Genomic DNA, 16,188 nt, shown 5'->3' with positions numbered 1-16,188 from the left:
CTTGACAACCAAATTTTCTGTTGACATTGGAAAAAAAGGATTATAGTATTGAAATTGTTCGAGAATGAGAATCATTATCAATTTTTTATGAATGGAGGTCATAATATGGTTCGCCTCTGTACAGACGAATTAAACATTGGTTACGGGGACCGCCTGATTGTGAAAAATCTTAGCGTCGACATCCCGGATAAAAAGATCACAACCATCATCGGATCCAATGGTTGTGGAAAGTCCACCCTCTTGAAAGCGATTACCCGCATCATCCCCCACCACTCCGGCCATGTCCTGTTGGATGGTGAAAACATTTCAAAAGGAAATACAAAAGAATTGGCAAAGAAGATGGCGATCCTCCCTCAAACACCTGAAAGTGCAAGTGGTTTGACGGTTGGTGAGTTGGTGTCGTACGGACGTTTCCCCCACCAAAAGGGTATGGGACGGCTGACGAAAAAGGATTATGACGTAATCAACTGGGCCCTTGAAGTGACAGGGACTCTTGAATTCAAGTATAGAGAAGTCGATGCCTTATCAGGCGGTCAGCGCCAACGTGTGTGGATCGCCATGGCTCTTGCCCAGGAAACGGACATCATTTTCCTCGATGAACCTACTACATATTTAGACATGGCCCACCAGCTCGAAGTCCTTGAACTGTTACAAAAGCTCAACCTGGAACAGGAACGCACCATCGTAATGGTCCTGCATGATTTAAACCAGGCAGCCCGGTTTGCCGATTATATCGTAGCGTTAAAAGAAGGTGAAATCGTCCAATCCGGAAGTTGCGAAGAAGTCATCACCCATGACGTATTGAAAGAGGTATTTCACATTGATGCCGAAATTGGAAGAGATCCCCGAACAAACAAACCAATGTGCATCACATACAATTTACTCAAAGGAGAAGATCAACATGAAAAAATGGCTCATTCCGTTTACTCTGCTGTTGGTGTTACTGGTTAGTGCCTGCAGCAATGGTTCAACGAAAGAAGAAGGATCAGAATCAAAGGAAAAGGATCGTAAATCCGATACCATCACGTATCAATCAGAAAATGGTCCCGTAGAAGTACCAGCTGACCCACAGCGTGTCGTCGTCCTATCCTCATTTGCCGGTAACGTGATGGCACTTGATGTGAACCTGGTCGGTGTCGACTCCTGGTCCAAATTGAATCCACGCTGGGATAAAGAACTCGAAGGCGTTGAGGAAGTAACCGATGAAAGTCTTGAAAAAATCATCGAACTGGATCCCGATCTGATCATCGGTTTATCCAATATCAAGAATGTGGATAAATTAAAAGAAATCGCTCCTACGGTTACATACACATATGGAAAAGTAGACTATTTAACGCAGCACATTGAAATTGGGAAACTATTAAACAAGGAAGAAGAAGCTCAGAAATGGGTGGATGATTTCAAGAAGCGTGCTCAAGCTGCCGGAGATGATATCAAAGCAAAAATCGGTGAAGACGCGACTGTTTCTGTCATTGAAAGTTTCAATAAGCAATTATACGTTTACGGCAACAACTGGGGACGCGGTACAGAAATCCTTTATCAGGAAATGGATTTGAAGATGCCTGAAAAAGTAAAAGAACAGGCGTTGGAACCGGGATATTTTGCCCTTTCGACTGAGGTGATGCCTGAGTTTGCCGGAGACTACCTGATTATAAGTAAAGATCCTAAAGCGGATAACTCCTTTATGGAAACCGAAACATACAAAAACATTCCTGCCGTGAAGAACAACCAGGTATTTGAAGTGAATATGATGGAATTTTACTTTAATGATCCTCTTACACTGGATTACCAGTTGGACTTCTTCAAAGACAAATTTCTAGGTAATTAATTCTTAAAGGGGGATTCTTATGATGAGAATTCCCCTTTTCCATACTTTAAAAAGAAAAGATGATGGATGATGCTCACTCAAAATCAACGAATTCCATTTATATTTAAATTGATCGGTGCAACCTTTCTTTTTGCAGCTGCCTTCTTGGTATCTGTTACATTCGGAGCTGCTGAAACAACGGTGAGGGATGTCTTTCATGCCCTCACCTTCTCGGCCGAGGGAGATAAGATTAATATCCTCCAAGAGATCCGCTTCCCCCGGGAAGTTGCCGCCATTGTGGTCGGGGCGGCCCTGGCCGTATCAGGTGCCATCATGCAGGGCATGACACGGAATCCCCTGGCCGATCCCGGTTTACTCGGCTTGACAGCCGGAGCGAATGCTTCATTGGCAGTCGCCATTGCATTCCTCCCCTCCATCAGTTATGTCGGAATCATGATTGCCTGCTTCATAGGTTCTGCCGCAGGGGCCATTATGGTATTCGGTATCAGCTCCATGAAAAGGGGCGGTTTCTCCCCCTTTAGGGTCGTACTGGCAGGAGCTGCCGTATCTGCTTTTTTATTTGCCATTGCAGAAGGGATCGGCTTGTATTTCAAGCTATCGAAAGATGTCTCCATGTGGACGGCAGGCGGAATGATCGGTACTACCTGGTCTCAGCTGCAAGTGATCGTTCCGTTCATCATGTTTGGTATATTAGTGTCCTTACTTTTATCCAGGCAGTTGACAATCTTGAGTTTGAATGAAGAAGTGGCGGTAGGCTTGGGACAGCGGACGGCGGTTGTGAAAAGTGTCCTGTTCATTGTGATTGTCCTGCTTGCAGGTGCCGCCGTTGCACTGGTGGGGAATATGGTGTTCATAGGATTGATGATTCCCCATATGGTCCGGGCGGTTGTCGGGACAGATTACCGTTTCATCATTCCGATCTCCTCCCTGTTTGGAGCTTCTTTCATGCTAATGGCCGACACACTTGGACGCACGATCAATGCTCCATACGAAACACCCGTGGCAGCGATCGTCGCGATGATGGGACTTCCGTTCTTCCTGTTCATCGTACATAAAGGAAGGAAAGGATTCTCATGATACATCCGGACTTGATTAAAAAACAACGATGGTTGCTTATAGCTTTTTTCATCCTTATTGTCACAACAGCCTTTATCAGCATCGGACTGGGCTATTCTTCCGTATCGTATGGCAGACTCCTCCCCACTCTGTTGGGTGATGGGACATTCAAAGAAGAATTCATCCTTTTCTCCATACGTTTACCGAGGATCATCATCACGATTCTCGCTGGGATGGCCCTTGCCTTATCCGGTTCCATCCTGCAGGGGATGACCCGGAATGACCTGGCCGATCCCGGTATCATCGGAATCAATTCAGGTGCAGGTGTTGCTATTGCCATCTTCTTTTTATTTTTCCCAATCGATGCGGGGTCATTTGCTTATCTGCTTCCGGTTGTGGCTTTCTGCGGGGCACTCCTTACAGCCTGCTTGATTTACTTATTTTCATATAGTAAGAGAAACGGGATACAGCCTGTCCGGCTTATCTTAGTGGGAGTTGGATTCTCAATGGCCTTGTCGGGGCTCATGGTCATTCTGATTTCGAGTGCTGAACGGGCAAAGGTGGATTTCATTGCCAAATGGCTGGCGGGGAATATATGGGGTGCCGACTGGCCGTTCATATGGGCGATTCTCCCTTGGCTTGTGGTCCTCATTCCATTTGCCCTTTATAAATCCCAGATGCTTAACCTGCTGGGATTGAGTGAACCCGTTTCTGTGGGGATTGGCGTCTCGATCAACCGTGAGCGGTTCCTGATGCTGATCGTGGCAGTTGCCCTGGCAGCCTCTGCCGTTTCCGTTACAGGAGGGATCGCCTTTATCGGTCTGATGGCCCCTCATATGGCAAAAGCGATGGTCGGGCCACGGAACCAACTGTTCATCCCCATCGCCATATTACTCGGAGGCTGGCTCCTGCTCCTCGCCGATACCATCGGCCGGAACATCCTCCAACCCGACGGAATCCCCGCCGGCATCATGATCGCCCTCATCGGTGCCCCCTACTTTATGTACCTGTTACTAAGGAGGGACGGACCTCACTTTTCAAGTTGAAGTGTGAGTATGACGGGCTCTGTGCTTAAAAAAGGTAGGTCCGTCCCTCCACAAAAAGGCAGATCCCCCACTTTCATGTGGGGATCTGCCTTTTTCTTTATAGGATATGAGTGGCAATCAATCGATCGAGTTTTCGCATGGCCACTTTTTTGTTGAGGCTTAGTTTCAGCTTTCGGAATTCCCTACCTCGCCGTTGGAGTAACAGCTCTTTTACTATATTCCTCCTCCACCTCGACCTCCACAGGCTTCTTACTCCAAAACGTTGCAAGGATCGGTCCTGAAATATTATGCCATACAGCGGCAATGACACTCGGCAGGGCAGCGAGGGGACCAAAGTGGGCAGTGGCAAGGGCCACCCCGAGTCCGGAGTTCTGCATCCCCACTTCAATGGAGATAGCGCGTCTCGTTCCTTCATCAAGCTTCATCAGGACACCGGTTCCGTATCCCAAGCCAAGTCCAAATAGATTATGAAGGATCACGGCCGTGAAAATGATCGCGCCGGAAGATGCGATATTTTCAACATTTGCAGAAACGACAGCTGAAACGATGATGATGATCGCGAGAACTGAAATAAGCGGGATGACGTTCAGGCTTTTTTCGACAGTCCCTGGGAATAGCTTTCGTATCACTAACCCAAAAGTGATCGGAAGAATGATTACCTGCACGATTGAAAGAAACATGGCGACGGGATCGACGGGCAGCCATTGACCGGCAAGACCTAGAAGGATCAGTGGCGTTGCAATGGGTGCCATTAGTGTCGAAAGTGAGGTCATGGCGACGGATAACGCCAGATTCCCTTTAGCCAGATAGACCATGACGTTGGATGCCGTCCCGCCGGGAACAGACCCCAATAATACCAAACCGGCAGCCAGTTCAGCCGGCAGACCAAGTATGTAAGCAATTAAAAATGCACCCAGTGGCATGATGAGGAATTGTGCCAGGACACCTGTGATGACAGGAAGAGGTTTTTTTAGTACCAGTTGAAAATCAACGGGCTTAAGAGTGAGCCCCATTCCAAACATCACAACACCCAATAGAATCGTAATATATGCTCCTAAAGATAGAAAGGGAGCGGGAATAAAATAAGCGACAGCCGCTACCAGGATGACCCATACTGCAAAGTACTTCCCTGCCAGATTACTGATGGTTTCAAGTAGTTTCATTTGGATTCCTCCTTCTTTTTATGTACCAGCTTATGAGGATTGAAAATTCCATCGGGATCAAGTGCCCGCTTTATTTTCTCCATGACCTTCAAGGCTCCCCCGTGTTCCCGCTCTTGATATTTCATCTTCCCTACACCCACTCCATGTTCGCCTGTGCATGTGCCATTCCGTTCAAGGGCGTATTCAACGATCAGTTCGTTATAGATGCCGGCTCTCTTCACCTCTTCCGGATCATTCAAGTCAATCATGAGTGAGGTATGATAATTCCCATCTCCCACATGCCCGAGAATCCCTCCGATGAGCTCTAATTCTTCAAGCTTTTTCCGTGCATGCTGAACAGCTCCCGATAATTCTGAAATAGGTACGCAAACATCCGTCACCATGAGTTTCCTTCCCGGATGCCCATGCACATAAGCATAGGCGAGATTATGCCTCGCTTCCCACAATTTGTTCCTTGCTGCCGTATCCTCTTCAAAGACAATGTCTTCACACTGATGATCGGCCACGATTTCTTTTGTGAATTCAACGTCTTGATTCAGACCCGCTTCATTTCCATGAAACTCAAGGAACAGAGTCGGTTTTTCCTTATAGTCCGTATCACTGAACCGGTTCACTTGAATCATGGACGGCTCATCTACAAGCTCACACCTGGCAATCGGGACTCCCGCCTGCAGGATTGAAACAACGGCTTCCACTGCATCATTTACATGTTTGAAAGAAGCACGTGCTGCCACGATGTGTTCAGGGATGCCATATACGCGGAGGGTCAATTCCGTGATGCATCCCAGCGTTCCTTCAGACCCTACGAATAAGCTATTCAAGTGATAACCCGAGGAGGACTTCTGTGCCATATTCCCGGTGTGGATCACGTCTCCATCAGGGAGTACCACTTCGAGATCCCGCACCTGATCACGCATGACACCGTATTTAACCGACGTCGTCCCACTCGCATTCGTCGCTGCCATACCGCCGAGGGTCGCATCTGCACCTGGATCCACTGAGAAGAAGAGGCCATATTTCTTTAATTCTTTATTCAACTGGGTGCGCGTCACACCTGGTTGAACCTTTACAAGGAAATCCTTTTCCCTTACCTCAAGGATCCTATTCATCTCGGAAAAATCGATCGTGATCCCTTTATCATACGGGATGACGTGCCCTTCAAGACTGGTGCCAAGTCCAAAAGGGATGATGGGGGTTTGATGACCAGATGCCACTTTCACGACAGCACTCACCTCCTCACTGCTGCGGGGAAACACCACCACATCCGGCGGGCTTGGAGAGTGATAGGACTCATCTTTCCCATGCTGATCCAAAATCGTTTCATTCATCGTCACCTGGCCTTCGCCAACAACCTCCCTTAATTCATCCAACAAACGACTATCCTTCACACTCATTAGCCCTCTCTCCTTCAAAATGTATAATGTATCGAATTATACCCAATAATCAGAATATTTCAATAGTCATTTGGGATTCTTTTGAGATATCATTTGAGGGACGGACCTCCAAAAGCGGCCTTTTTACAGAGGAATCCTTATCATACCGGAATTTCGGCAAGGTCCGTCCCTCCAAAAAAAGTGGTATCGGAAGAGTTCCGATACCACTTTTTTTGTCATTTTTGTTCTTTTTTTAGTTTTTCATTTAGGAGGGTGAACATTTTTTCCAGGTTTTCTTTTGGTACGGTTTTGTATTGGTCCCCGATGCTTGCTTCAAATACACATTCATTTTCGTTTACTTCTTTCACGTAGCCGGTTAAGCCGATCCTCGTTTCTTCATACACTTCGATCAGAATGGCTTCGATCTGCTTTTGAGGGTAGTGGAAGAAGACGTGAAACATATTCGAAACAGGCGTTTCTGGCAGGGTCCTGATCCCCTCACAACCATTCAAATAACCAGCCAGTTCCTTCGCTCCTTCATAATACTGTTCCATCTTATCGACACGTTGATCAAAGTAGTAGTCGGCACTGATAATGTATGGATAAAGACTGATCAGATCACCGCCATGGCGCCTTTTCCACACCTTGGATTCGTCAGTGAATTTCTCGTCGCCTGCAAGGATCGCGCCTGCAATACCTCCGAATCCCTTATAGAAAGAAATATAGACACTATCAAATAACTCACAGATTTCTGCAGCACTCTTCCCGTAATAAGGGAGCACTTCATAGAGTCGTGCCCCGTCCAAATGAAGCTTGATCCCTTTATCCCGGCAATATTGGGAAATGGCAACAAGGGTTTCATACTCAGGCAGCTGTCCTCCTATTTCCCGTTGAGGAAGCTCTAATAATAAGCATGCAATCTCTTCCTTCAAACCAACAACATCTTCAAGATTAATCACCGAGTCCTTATCCGCCAATAAAATAGGCTCGATCCCGTGTAATTTCTTCAACCCATCCTCTTCATGAATTTCCAGGTGACATAATGGATGGTACGCCACTCTCTGCACACCTTTTTGATCACACCAAATCCGGAGGGCGATCTGTTGGGCCATCGTCCCGCTTGGAAAGAACACGGCCTGTTCTTTCCCAAGGCTCTCTGCCATCTTTTGTTGAAAGTCTTCTATGATTTTTCCTGATCCATATATATCGCTGTCCACATCACCATCGAAACCCTCAAGTGCCTCCTTCAGGACATGAAGATCCCTTTTCCCATGACCCTGTAAAGGATGTTTAGCATTTTTATACTCTTCAAATAACGTTTTTTCCCCCATCACGATTCATCCCTTCTATGATTTCATCGCCTCGGCAATGAATCCCTTGATCCGTTTCTTGTATTCTTCTTCTTGTACCGTGAACCCTTCTGTATGTCCTGCCCCTGGTACGATCCATAATTCTTTCAGACCTTTCGCAGCCTTATACAAGCGATTGGCCATCTCCGTCGGGACCAGTTCATCCTGATCGCCGTGAATGATGAAGAGGGGCAAATGGTTCTTCTTCACCTGTTCCAATGCCGATGCTTCCTTGAATGAATATCCTGCTCTCACTTTTGTCACCACACCCGTGATGTTCATAATCGGAAACGCAGGTAACCGATAAAGATATTTCAACTGATGGGCAAGCTCCTCGTCCACTGAAGTATACCCACTGTCTGCAATGATTCCCTTTACCTCATCAGGAAGGTCTTCCCCACTCGTCATCAACACGGTCGCAGCTCCCATTGAAAAGCCATGGAGAAAGATGGTGTCCTGCCCTTTTTCATTGATCAGCAAATCAATCCACCTTTTCACATCCAGTCGATCGTCCCAGCCGTATCCGATATAGTCCCCTTCACTCTTTCCATGCCCCCGTGCATCAGGCTTCAGGATATTGTATCCCTCTTCATAATAGAATCTGGTGATCTCCGGCATTTGCTCACTGTTTCCTTTATATCCATGAGCAAGGATCACCGTTTTCCCATTTGGCGACTCGTTCTCGAGGTATTGGGCTCTAAGGGTCAACCCATCCTCCGATTCAACCTCAACCGTTTGAAAATCCCGCTTACTTGTCCAGTTTCTTAATTCTTCCAACCTCTCCTGTTCTTCCTCCAATGCACTGACTGCCTCGACCGCTTCTTCCGTCCCGCCGTAAAGCTCCACTGCTTCATTGCTGCGGTTGATGGCTACATCGTAAAAGTAGTTGCCGGCAACAGTCAGACCAATGAGTAGAAACAACACCAAACTGCTGACAATCCACAGAATTTTCTTTTTCATGGCATGTTCTCCTTCATACAAGTAGTTATCTCTATTTTACTTGAAGGCTGCCTAAGTTTCACAGAAAAAAGACCTGCTTACATGTTTCTTCCCTGAAAAAAAAACGCCCAGGTTCACTGAGCGTCTCTGTTGAAGCCTAAGCCATGACATTACTGCCTTCACTCCACCTGTTCATCTGCGCTTTTTCAATGAACCCTGCTCGTTCAGCGTATATCCGGATCACATCACGAATTTCTTCAGGCAAGTATTTTTCATTTCGGCCGTGACCGAGGGATTCATAACCGGACCCCCGCTGTAAATAATCAGAAGAGGCAACGGAATACCATTTCTCATCCTCCAAGGGCGTACCGCCGATGAGGATTTCAGAGATTCGCCGTCCTTCTTGAATAATTTCTGCACCGGACACATGAAGTCTGCCGACGAATTTCCCCCTGAACCCCGGACCTCTTCCATCAGCCAAGCAGACCTGGGCATCCATGGAATCCTCGATCGCCTTCCGGATATGCTTTCCCTGGATTTCGAAGGAGGTCGGATTCAATGGGGATGGACAAATCTCGATGAGTTTCTTATGACTGATATACTGAAATGCCCCGGCGTTCACAATACCACTATTGATTAATCCGAAATCGCATTTCAGCATGTCCTGCAGACCGTCGGCAATCAAATTCGTCATCGGATTCTCTTCCATCACATCATGCCAAAGGGGCCGGTCGAGTGTGTAAAGCGGCCTGCTTAACACCTCGATCGCTTTTTCTTTATTTCTTTTCATAATATCGATTACCTCATGATCAGGTGGATAGGGCTGAGTCGAGATCGTTTCACCCCGTATCAGTTTCACTCCCTCATTTGTTACTTCCACTTCGATCAGACCCACATATTCCCCATAGCAGCCCGCACTGTTCAACACAGTACCATTCACACTCTTTGCCCGCGCATAAAGCTGATGATCATGAGCTGAAAGAATCATATCCACTTCATCCAGCTCATTCGCAAGTTCCTCGTCAATTTCTGTACCCACATGATTCAGGAGAATACAGACGTCATATGTTCCACGGTGACGAACGAGTTCCTCCTTGATGGCTTTTTTATAATCCGTAATGTATACCCCGAGACCCTCATTGAAACCTTGCAGGTCAGGGGATGCACCCGTTATAAAAATTCGCAGGCCGTTTTTCTCCAGAATGACGCTTGACTTCACTCCGCTGATGGGTGCCTTGTCTTTTCTGTACAGATTGTTGCTGATAAAAGGGATCGGACTACTACCAGCCATATGTTCAAGGGTATCGAAGCCGTTGAACATCTCATTGTTCCCGATGGTCAATGCATCATAGCCGACACTTCTAAGCAGTTCAATTGCAGCCATCCCCTTTGTTCCCTGAAGCTCGATGCTTTTGAAATCGGCAAAATCTCCCCCGTCCAGCACAATCGTATTTTCATCTTTATATTCTTTGATCAGTGTCGCGGCTCTCGCGAATGCCTCAAAGTGGCTGTGTACATCATTTGTATGTACTATTTTCAGTTTCATTTTTACCCCCACCAATGTTTGTCAGAAAACTCTCTCTATTTAATAGTATAGGAATTTATGATTGTGTAAAGGCTTTTTATGGAAAAAAAGAGAGCTTATCTTCCATGCGATGGGAGGTAAGCTCTACACTTAAGATTCTTCAGTTTGATCATCTACCAGCTCTGTATAGACAACAAGTCGTTCAACGTAGTTATGAATGTCATGATCGAAATAACCTGTGCATGTGATCAGATTCAGCTTCCTTTTCTCACTCGGTCCAAAAATCTTTCGAAGCGGTGCATCATCTTTATCATAGGCGACCTTTTCCTTCACCACGAATGTAAGAGTTTCTCCAGATTCCCCCTGCAGATGGATCTTATCACCGGGCTCAAGCGTCTTCAGCTCAAAAAAAACAGCCGGCTTTTTCTCATCATCTACATGTCCTGCAAGAACGGCATTCCCTTTTTCGCCCGGTTGAAATCCAGGTTCAAACCATGCTACATCCTTTCCGTTCTTCGGAAGCTCCATATTCCCGTTCTTATCAAGTCCAAACTCCTTAATCGGGGCCTCAAGTCCTAGTTTAGGGATCGACAGGACAGATGGTTTGATCTTGTTCTCTTCTTCTACTGCTTCAGGCGTTTTGGCTTGAACAGGTTGTTCAACGGTGGATGATTGAACAACGGTATCCGGAACGGTTTTAGGCTCTTCGGCAGCACATGCCGCCAGAAGAGCCAAAAGGGGAATAGTCAGTAATTGTTTTTTCATTATTTTTGCAGTTGTCTGCGTGTGACAAATAGTAGAGCCGCTCCACCTAATACCACTGTTGCAAGGACAATTGGAAGATTGGAAGATTGTTCAGTCGCTGCTCCGCCCATCCCTGTTTCAGGCATGCTTCCAGGCATCATCGTATAATCCTTCAATACAAGTACTTCTAATTGATCGGCCGTATTAATGGCAAATACGCTGTATACCGTGTTTTCTTCAAGCATCGTACCGGATAGATCCAACACTTGATCTCCTTCAGGTGTTCTGATTTCTAAATCATATGTTCCCGGATCTAATTCCTTGTAATCTGTGATTGCTTTGAATTCTGCCCCGCTGAAAAGTGCATCTCCACCTACAGGACCTACATCAACGGTCGGTGCATCCGGTGAAAGATGTCCTACGCGTACCTTCGTCATCCCTTCCGTTACATCCATCGAGTCTTGTGCCACGACTAGTTCCAGGTTTTCCAATGTATTGGCCGCTGCTACAGTGTAAGCCATACCTGCTTCAACCGTCAGGTCTTGAGAAATGACCGGATCTTCGCTTCCCATGGTCCCTGCAGCATAAATTTCTACTTTATGGTCTCCGGCAGGAAGATTCATATAATCCGTCGCTGCTTTAAATTCCGCACCTTCCACCACGGCATTTCCGTCAACATATACATCGACAGCCGGGGCATCCGGAGAAGCATGTACGATACGAACCATCGCATCATTTTCTGCTGCAAACGCACCTCCTGCCAGTGATAGGAAAAGCATTGCCGTTACAAAAATCGTAAAAATCTTTTTCATTTCATCCACTCCTTTTGTTTTGTACAAGTTTTGTATTTTACTTGTACATTAAATGTATAATCATATGAAAAAGATTTCAACTTTGAACTGCACTACTCAGCACATTCACTCTTCCACTTTATAAATAGGCGGTTCCTCATTCAAACATCGGTACCCGGGGATCCTTGTCATAGCAATGGACAAGCATGCTATGAAGTTGTCCACGATGGTGATAAAGATGAGCTGCGACCTCCACCAGCCACTCGAATCTTGTATATGTCACTCCCCAATAGGCCGTGGTCTCTTCCACCAGCATATCTTCAGTCCATGCCGCCACCTGCTTTTTCAGATAGTGAAAATTCTCCTGTAGTTCCACTCTCATGTCTTCGAGGGTATGGATAGATTTACTCCTGTAAAAAGAATCCATTTCTTCTCGGCTGGCTTCCCCGGCGATGAGGTCATCCGCCAAGCAGATGAGAGAAATATGCGAAAGCAGCTCCCCTATGGAATGCTTGGAAGGAGTCGGTCTCATGTTGAGGTCTTCCTCTTTAAGGCCGTCCATGATTTTTATGATTGACTCTACGGCTACTTCGATTTGATGCAGGGTGCTTCGACAATATACATTCATATTCATTCTCCTTATGACCTTTACCTCTCATTATACAAGGAGATACCCATTGACACATTCCATTCGGTGCATATACAATGTGAAATAATCATTTTTCATAAATAAATATATTCGCATACTCGTATAATATTGGAAATATGGTCCTAAAGTTTCTACCAAACTACCGTAAATGGTTTGACTACGAGAGAGAGCAGCGACAGCAGTCCCTGCTCTTCTCTCTCTTTAAGTCAAACCCCGGATGAATCCCGGGGTTTTTCTATTCGATAAGGAGAGGATCACATGAGTACACAAAAAGAATCACTAAAGAAACGGATTGCAGCGGCCAATAAAGATATCCCTGCAGACCTAGTCATAAAAAACGCGAAAATTATCGATGTCTTCAACCTGGAAATCACGGACGGAGATGTCGCGATAACGGACGGGATATTTGTCGGCATCGGGACATTCGAAGGAAAACAAGTGATTGATGCTAAGGGGAAATATATTAGCCCCTCCTTTATCGATGCACATGTCCATATCGAATCCTCCATGGTCACCCCTTCTGAGTTCGCTAAAGTCGTTCTCCCACACGGCGTCACCACCGTCATCACTGACCCACATGAAATAGCCAATGTGTCCGGTGAAGACGGCATCCGGTTCATGTTGGACGATTCAGAACACATTCCATTAGACGTCTTCGCCATGCTTCCATCCTGTGTCCCTGCCACACCTTTTGAACATTCAGGGGCCACTTTGACAGCACATGAATTGACCCCTTTTTATCAGCAGGAACGTGTCCTCGGACTGGCAGAAGTGATGGATTACCCATCCCTTCAAAAACGGGAAGACTCGATTGTGGACAAAATTACGGCCACCGCTTCATTCACCCACAATATGGACGGCCATCTGGCTGGTCTTGATACGAATGCCATCAATGTGTATAAATCAGCCGGCATCCGGACCGATCATGAGTGTACCTCCGTTCAAGAAGCAAAGGAACGCTTGCGGAGGGGGATGTACCTTTTGATTCGGGAAGGGAGTGTCGCAAAGGATCTCTTGTCCCTCATCGGTGTCGTCAATGATAGAAATGCACGCCGATGCCTCTTTTGTACAGATGATAAACATCTGGATGACTTAATCGAAGAAGGCAGTATCGATCATAATATACGGTTAGCCATCGGGGAAGGCCTTGATCCACTATTGGCGATTGCCATGGCGTCCCTGCATGCCGCCGAATGTTACGGCCTACATCAAAAAGGAGCCGTTGCACCTGGCTATGAAGCGGATTTCGTCATGTTTGAGAACCTTGAAACAGTGACCATAGCTGATGTGTTCAAAGCTGGAAAAGCGGTAGCTAAGGATGGGAAGTACATTGGAAATACAATGGTCAAAACGGTTCCTGACCCATCCCTGACGTCAACCGTCCATATTCCTGATATCACTGAAGAAGATCTGAAAATCAAAATCGGAGCTGCTAAAAAAGCTAATATCATTGAAATTAATCCCAATCAGCTTCGAACCAATAAAAAAATCGAAACGGTACAAGTAGAAAACGGGAGCTTCAAAGCCTCCCCCATACATGATCACCTCAAAATCGTCGTCGTGGAAAGACATACCCACACAGGCAACATTGGATTGGGCATCGTCAAAGGCTTCGGACTGAAGGATGGAGCCATCGCCACCACCATAGCCCATGATTCCCATAACATTGTGGCAACGGGCACCAATGACGGGGATATCCTAATGGCTGTGAAGGCACTGGAAGAAATGAACGGCGGCCTTGTCATGGTGAAGGATGGACGGACCATTGCCTCCCTTCCTTTAGCCATATCAGGTTTAATGTTTGAAGGGGACTATGAAGTCGTTGCAAGGGGAATTCATCAGTTGAAGGATGCTTTCGTTGAAATGGGATTCTCCGGGGACTTTAATCCGTTCTTAACCCTCTCTTTCCTCACTCTGCCCGTGATCCCGGAATTGAAGCTGACGGACTTAGGATTGTTCGATGTCGGGGATTGCCGGCATATCGAGGTGAGTGTGGAAGGATGATACGCGGAGTTGGACGGTTTGGTTGTTTTTTGTTTGACTGTTGAATTCGGTGATGAGTTTGTCTGTTGAATTTCCCGCAGTTTTCAGCAGCTGACATCCACTTCCAACACTAAAAGGTGCCAGGCACAGAATCTTCATTCCGTGCCTGGCACCTTTTTTTATCTTATTTACTTCCCTGACCCGCTTCTTCAAACTCTTTTTCTTCCACCTCGTTCGAAGCTGCTGCTTCCTTTTCTCCTGACTCGGAAATAGCAGGCTGGTAATGCGTCGGTTGAGTCCTGTTTGCATACGACTTCAGTAATTCCCCAACATCGATGCCTGTCATTTCACGGAGTGGCTCCTGCATGTCAAGCATCGTTCTTGTGATGCTTTTACCAAAGGAAGGCACCCCTTGGCCATTACCTGAATCGATGATCTTGACTGAATCGATATTGTTCAGAGGCTGAGCGATCTTCTCTGCGAATACCGGCAGCATTTCGATGAGTTTCTCGGTGATGATGACATCTCCGTGTTTTTCCATGGCTTCTGCGAGGAGTTTACGGGATTCAGCTTCTGCTTTACCGCGTTCACGGATGACATCGGCTTCGGCCGACCCTTCTTCCCTGCGGATCTTCGCTTTGGCTTCCCCGTCGATTTCCGACTTACGTGCTTCCGCTTCCGCTTTACGGGTCGTTTCGTAATAATCTGCATCTGCTTTCGTTTTACGGACTTTCGATTCTTCCGCCTCAAGCTTAACTGCGCGCTCACGTTCAAGGAATTGAAGGGTCAGCTCTTCTTCTTTTACTTCCTTGGCAAGTTTCGCTTTTTCAAGCTCATAGGACTGTTCGGACTTCGCTCTTGCGCGTTCGGTTTCTTCTTTGAAAGCAGCATCTTTGATGTCTTTTTCCTTTTTCGATTCTGCAATCGTGATTTGGCGTTTGTATTCTTCTTCTTTCGCTTCCTGGTCGGTTTGGGCACGGTGGATACGCGTTTCACGTTCTGTGTTCGCCTCAGCGATTTCAGCTTGTTTCCTCACCTCAGCGATACGCGGACGACCAAGATTTTCTAAGTATCCATTTTGTTCGTCAGCATCCCTTATGTCCGTCAAACCGAGTGACGTGATTTTGAAGCCCATCAGATCAAGCTGTTTCTGGGCGATTTCCGACACATCGGCATTGAATTTTTCACGGTTGCTGTTTATGTCTTCCACGGTCATTTTTGAAAGAATCGCGCGGAGGTTACTTCCCAGCACCTCGATGATTTCATCTTCAATTTCTTTTTGATCCTTACCGAGGAACTGCTCGGCGTAGTTTGCGATCCCGTTCAAGGTATCGGCAACCTTCACCATGGCCACGGCATCGGCCACGATCGGCACTCCTCCATTTGTGTACACTCTTGGTGTCGATAGTTTCAATTGGAATGATGTAAGGTTAACAGGAGTGGACGTCTGGAAACGTCTTAATCTGTATCCCCCACCACGGATGATTTTCATGGAACGGCCTTCCTGGTCGGTGAAAATATTCGATTCCTTCTCAGGATCCCCCAGTTTCGGTCCGGTAATGATCAGTGCCTGGTTCGATTTCGCCGTACGATAGCGGAACCTCATCCAGAAGTAATAGGCGATCCCCACAATTGCTGCAATAACCAGAACAGGAATCAGGAAAACGAAAAATCCAATCACACTCAATGATCCTAGCATTCTGACAACCCCTCTCGACATTTTGTTTAAACCAGCATGTCTG

14 protein-coding genes and 1 riboswitch are annotated in these 16,188 nt (G+C 46.5%); of the genes, 5 read left to right on the top strand and 9 right to left on the bottom strand.

What is annotated here, in order from left to right; all coding sequences use genetic code 11:
• Positions 1–105 precede the first annotated feature (105 nt).
• The 4 genes from P8596_RS06705 to P8596_RS06690 all read left to right on the top strand — a co-directional run bounded on the left by P8596_RS06705 (position 106) and on the right by P8596_RS06690 (position 3,930).
• A complete protein-coding gene (locus P8596_RS06705) occupies positions 106–951 on the top strand; it encodes an ABC transporter ATP-binding protein (protein WP_279726418.1) in 846 nt (281 codons plus the stop codon).
• On the top strand, positions 902–1,828 hold the full coding sequence (locus P8596_RS06700; protein WP_279726417.1) for an iron-hydroxamate ABC transporter substrate-binding protein: 927 nt from the start codon (positions 902–904) through the stop codon (positions 1,826–1,828). Before P8596_RS06705 ends, P8596_RS06700 begins: the two co-directional genes overlap by 50 nt.
• A gap of 69 nt (positions 1,829–1,897) precedes the next feature.
• Positions 1,898–2,905: a FecCD family ABC transporter permease gene (locus tag P8596_RS06695; protein ID WP_279726973.1), complete on the top strand. Its 1,008-nt coding sequence runs from the start codon at positions 1,898–1,900 to the stop codon at positions 2,903–2,905.
• Positions 2,902–3,930 carry a FecCD family ABC transporter permease gene (locus P8596_RS06690; protein ID WP_279726416.1) on the top strand — a complete coding sequence of 343 codons (1,029 nt, stop codon included), beginning with the start codon at positions 2,902–2,904 and terminating at the stop codon, positions 3,928–3,930. The genes P8596_RS06695 and P8596_RS06690 overlap by 4 nt, the downstream gene beginning before the upstream one ends.
• A 182-nt stretch (positions 3,931–4,112) precedes the next feature.
• Here P8596_RS06690 and P8596_RS06685 read toward each other — a convergent pair whose 3' ends face one another.
• From P8596_RS06685 to P8596_RS06650, 8 genes are all read right to left on the bottom strand, one after another.
• Positions 4,113–5,093 carry a bile acid:sodium symporter family protein gene (locus tag P8596_RS06685; protein WP_279726414.1) on the bottom strand — a complete coding sequence of 327 codons (981 nt, stop codon included), beginning with the start codon at positions 5,091–5,093 and terminating at the stop codon, positions 4,113–4,115.
• On the bottom strand, positions 5,090–6,487 hold the full coding sequence (locus P8596_RS06680) for an FAD-binding oxidoreductase (RefSeq protein WP_279726412.1): 1,398 nt from the start codon (positions 6,485–6,487) through the stop codon (positions 5,090–5,092). Before P8596_RS06680 ends, P8596_RS06685 begins: the two co-directional genes overlap by 4 nt.
• A 215-nt stretch (positions 6,488–6,702) precedes the next feature.
• Positions 6,703–7,797 carry a threonine aldolase family protein gene (locus P8596_RS06675; protein ID WP_279726411.1) on the bottom strand — a complete coding sequence of 365 codons (1,095 nt, stop codon included), beginning with the start codon at positions 7,795–7,797 and terminating at the stop codon, positions 6,703–6,705.
• Between the two features lie 15 nt (positions 7,798–7,812).
• Positions 7,813–8,775 carry an alpha/beta hydrolase gene (locus P8596_RS06670; protein ID WP_279726410.1) on the bottom strand — a complete coding sequence of 321 codons (963 nt, stop codon included), beginning with the start codon at positions 8,773–8,775 and terminating at the stop codon, positions 7,813–7,815.
• A gap of 136 nt (positions 8,776–8,911) precedes the next feature.
• On the bottom strand, positions 8,912–10,300 hold the full coding sequence (locus P8596_RS06665; RefSeq protein WP_279726409.1) for a bifunctional metallophosphatase/5'-nucleotidase: 1,389 nt from the start codon (positions 10,298–10,300) through the stop codon (positions 8,912–8,914).
• A 129-nt stretch (positions 10,301–10,429) separates the two neighbouring features.
• Positions 10,430–11,044 carry a class F sortase gene (locus P8596_RS06660; protein ID WP_279726407.1) on the bottom strand — a complete coding sequence of 205 codons (615 nt, stop codon included), beginning with the start codon at positions 11,042–11,044 and terminating at the stop codon, positions 10,430–10,432.
• Entirely contained in the window at positions 11,044–11,835 is a 792-nt protein-coding gene (locus P8596_RS06655) for a DUF4397 domain-containing protein (RefSeq protein WP_254653447.1), read from the bottom strand. Before P8596_RS06655 ends, P8596_RS06660 begins: the two co-directional genes overlap by 1 nt.
• A gap of 136 nt (positions 11,836–11,971) precedes the next feature.
• Complete coding sequence (locus P8596_RS06650; protein ID WP_279726405.1) at positions 11,972–12,442, bottom strand: DinB family protein; 471 nt, start codon at positions 12,440–12,442, stop codon at positions 11,972–11,974.
• A 99-nt stretch (positions 12,443–12,541) separates the two neighbouring features.
• A riboswitch (purine riboswitch) is annotated at positions 12,542–12,643 on the top strand.
• Positions 12,644–12,721: 78 nt separating this feature from the next.
• Between P8596_RS06650 and ade the strand changes: the two genes are divergently transcribed.
• The gene (gene ade, locus P8596_RS06645; RefSeq protein ID WP_279726403.1) at positions 12,722–14,467 is read left to right on the top strand and encodes an adenine deaminase; all 1,746 of its coding nucleotides are present in this window, start codon (positions 12,722–12,724) and stop codon (positions 14,465–14,467) included.
• 163 nt (positions 14,468–14,630) lie between these two features.
• On the opposite strand, the gene P8596_RS06640 is transcribed toward ade, so the two are convergent.
• Positions 14,631–16,145 (bottom strand): flotillin family protein, encoded by a 1,515-nt coding sequence (locus tag P8596_RS06640; protein ID WP_224520682.1) that lies wholly within the window; start codon positions 16,143–16,145, stop codon positions 14,631–14,633.
• Between the last annotated feature and the right edge of the window lie 43 nt (positions 16,146–16,188).

The organism is Rossellomorea sp. DA94 (genome assembly GCF_029834455.1).
GTDB lineage: Bacteria > Bacillota > Bacilli > Bacillales > Bacillaceae_B > Rossellomorea > Rossellomorea vietnamensis.
The sequence above is the reverse complement of the archived record's forward strand: the minus strand, read 5'-3'. Positions and strand labels throughout refer to the sequence as shown.

What these genes read in the sequence shown, in the direction of transcription:
- P8596_RS06650 (WP_279726405.1), bottom strand. Translation starts at nt 12,442, where the DNA reads ATGAATGTATATTGTCGAAGCACCCTGCATCAAATCGAAGTAGCCGTA.
- P8596_RS06655 (WP_254653447.1), bottom strand. Translation starts at nt 11,835, where the DNA reads ATGAAAAAGATTTTTACGATTTTTGTAACGGCAATGCTTTTCCTATCA.
- P8596_RS06680 (WP_279726412.1), bottom strand. Translation starts at nt 6,487, where the DNA reads ATGAGTGTGAAGGATAGTCGTTTGTTGGATGAATTAAGGGAGGTTGTT.
- P8596_RS06675 (WP_279726411.1), bottom strand. Translation starts at nt 7,797, where the DNA reads ATGGGGGAAAAAACGTTATTTGAAGAGTATAAAAATGCTAAACATCCT.
- P8596_RS06640 (WP_224520682.1), bottom strand. Translation starts at nt 16,145, where the DNA reads ATGCTAGGATCATTGAGTGTGATTGGATTTTTCGTTTTCCTGATTCCT.
- P8596_RS06660 (WP_279726407.1), bottom strand. Translation starts at nt 11,044, where the DNA reads ATGAAAAAACAATTACTGACTATTCCCCTTTTGGCTCTTCTGGCGGCA.
- P8596_RS06665 (WP_279726409.1), bottom strand. Translation starts at nt 10,300, where the DNA reads ATGAAACTGAAAATAGTACATACAAATGATGTACACAGCCACTTTGAG.
- P8596_RS06670 (WP_279726410.1), bottom strand. Translation starts at nt 8,775, where the DNA reads ATGAAAAAGAAAATTCTGTGGATTGTCAGCAGTTTGGTGTTGTTTCTA.
- P8596_RS06695 (WP_279726973.1), top strand. Translation starts at nt 1,898, where the DNA reads ATGCTCACTCAAAATCAACGAATTCCATTTATATTTAAATTGATCGGT.
- P8596_RS06685 (WP_279726414.1), bottom strand. Translation starts at nt 5,093, where the DNA reads ATGAAACTACTTGAAACCATCAGTAATCTGGCAGGGAAGTACTTTGCA.
- P8596_RS06700 (WP_279726417.1), top strand. Translation starts at nt 902, where the DNA reads ATGAAAAAATGGCTCATTCCGTTTACTCTGCTGTTGGTGTTACTGGTT.
- P8596_RS06690 (WP_279726416.1), top strand. Translation starts at nt 2,902, where the DNA reads ATGATACATCCGGACTTGATTAAAAAACAACGATGGTTGCTTATAGCT.
- P8596_RS06705 (WP_279726418.1), top strand. Translation starts at nt 106, where the DNA reads ATGGTTCGCCTCTGTACAGACGAATTAAACATTGGTTACGGGGACCGC.
- ade (WP_279726403.1), top strand. Translation starts at nt 12,722, where the DNA reads ATGAGTACACAAAAAGAATCACTAAAGAAACGGATTGCAGCGGCCAAT.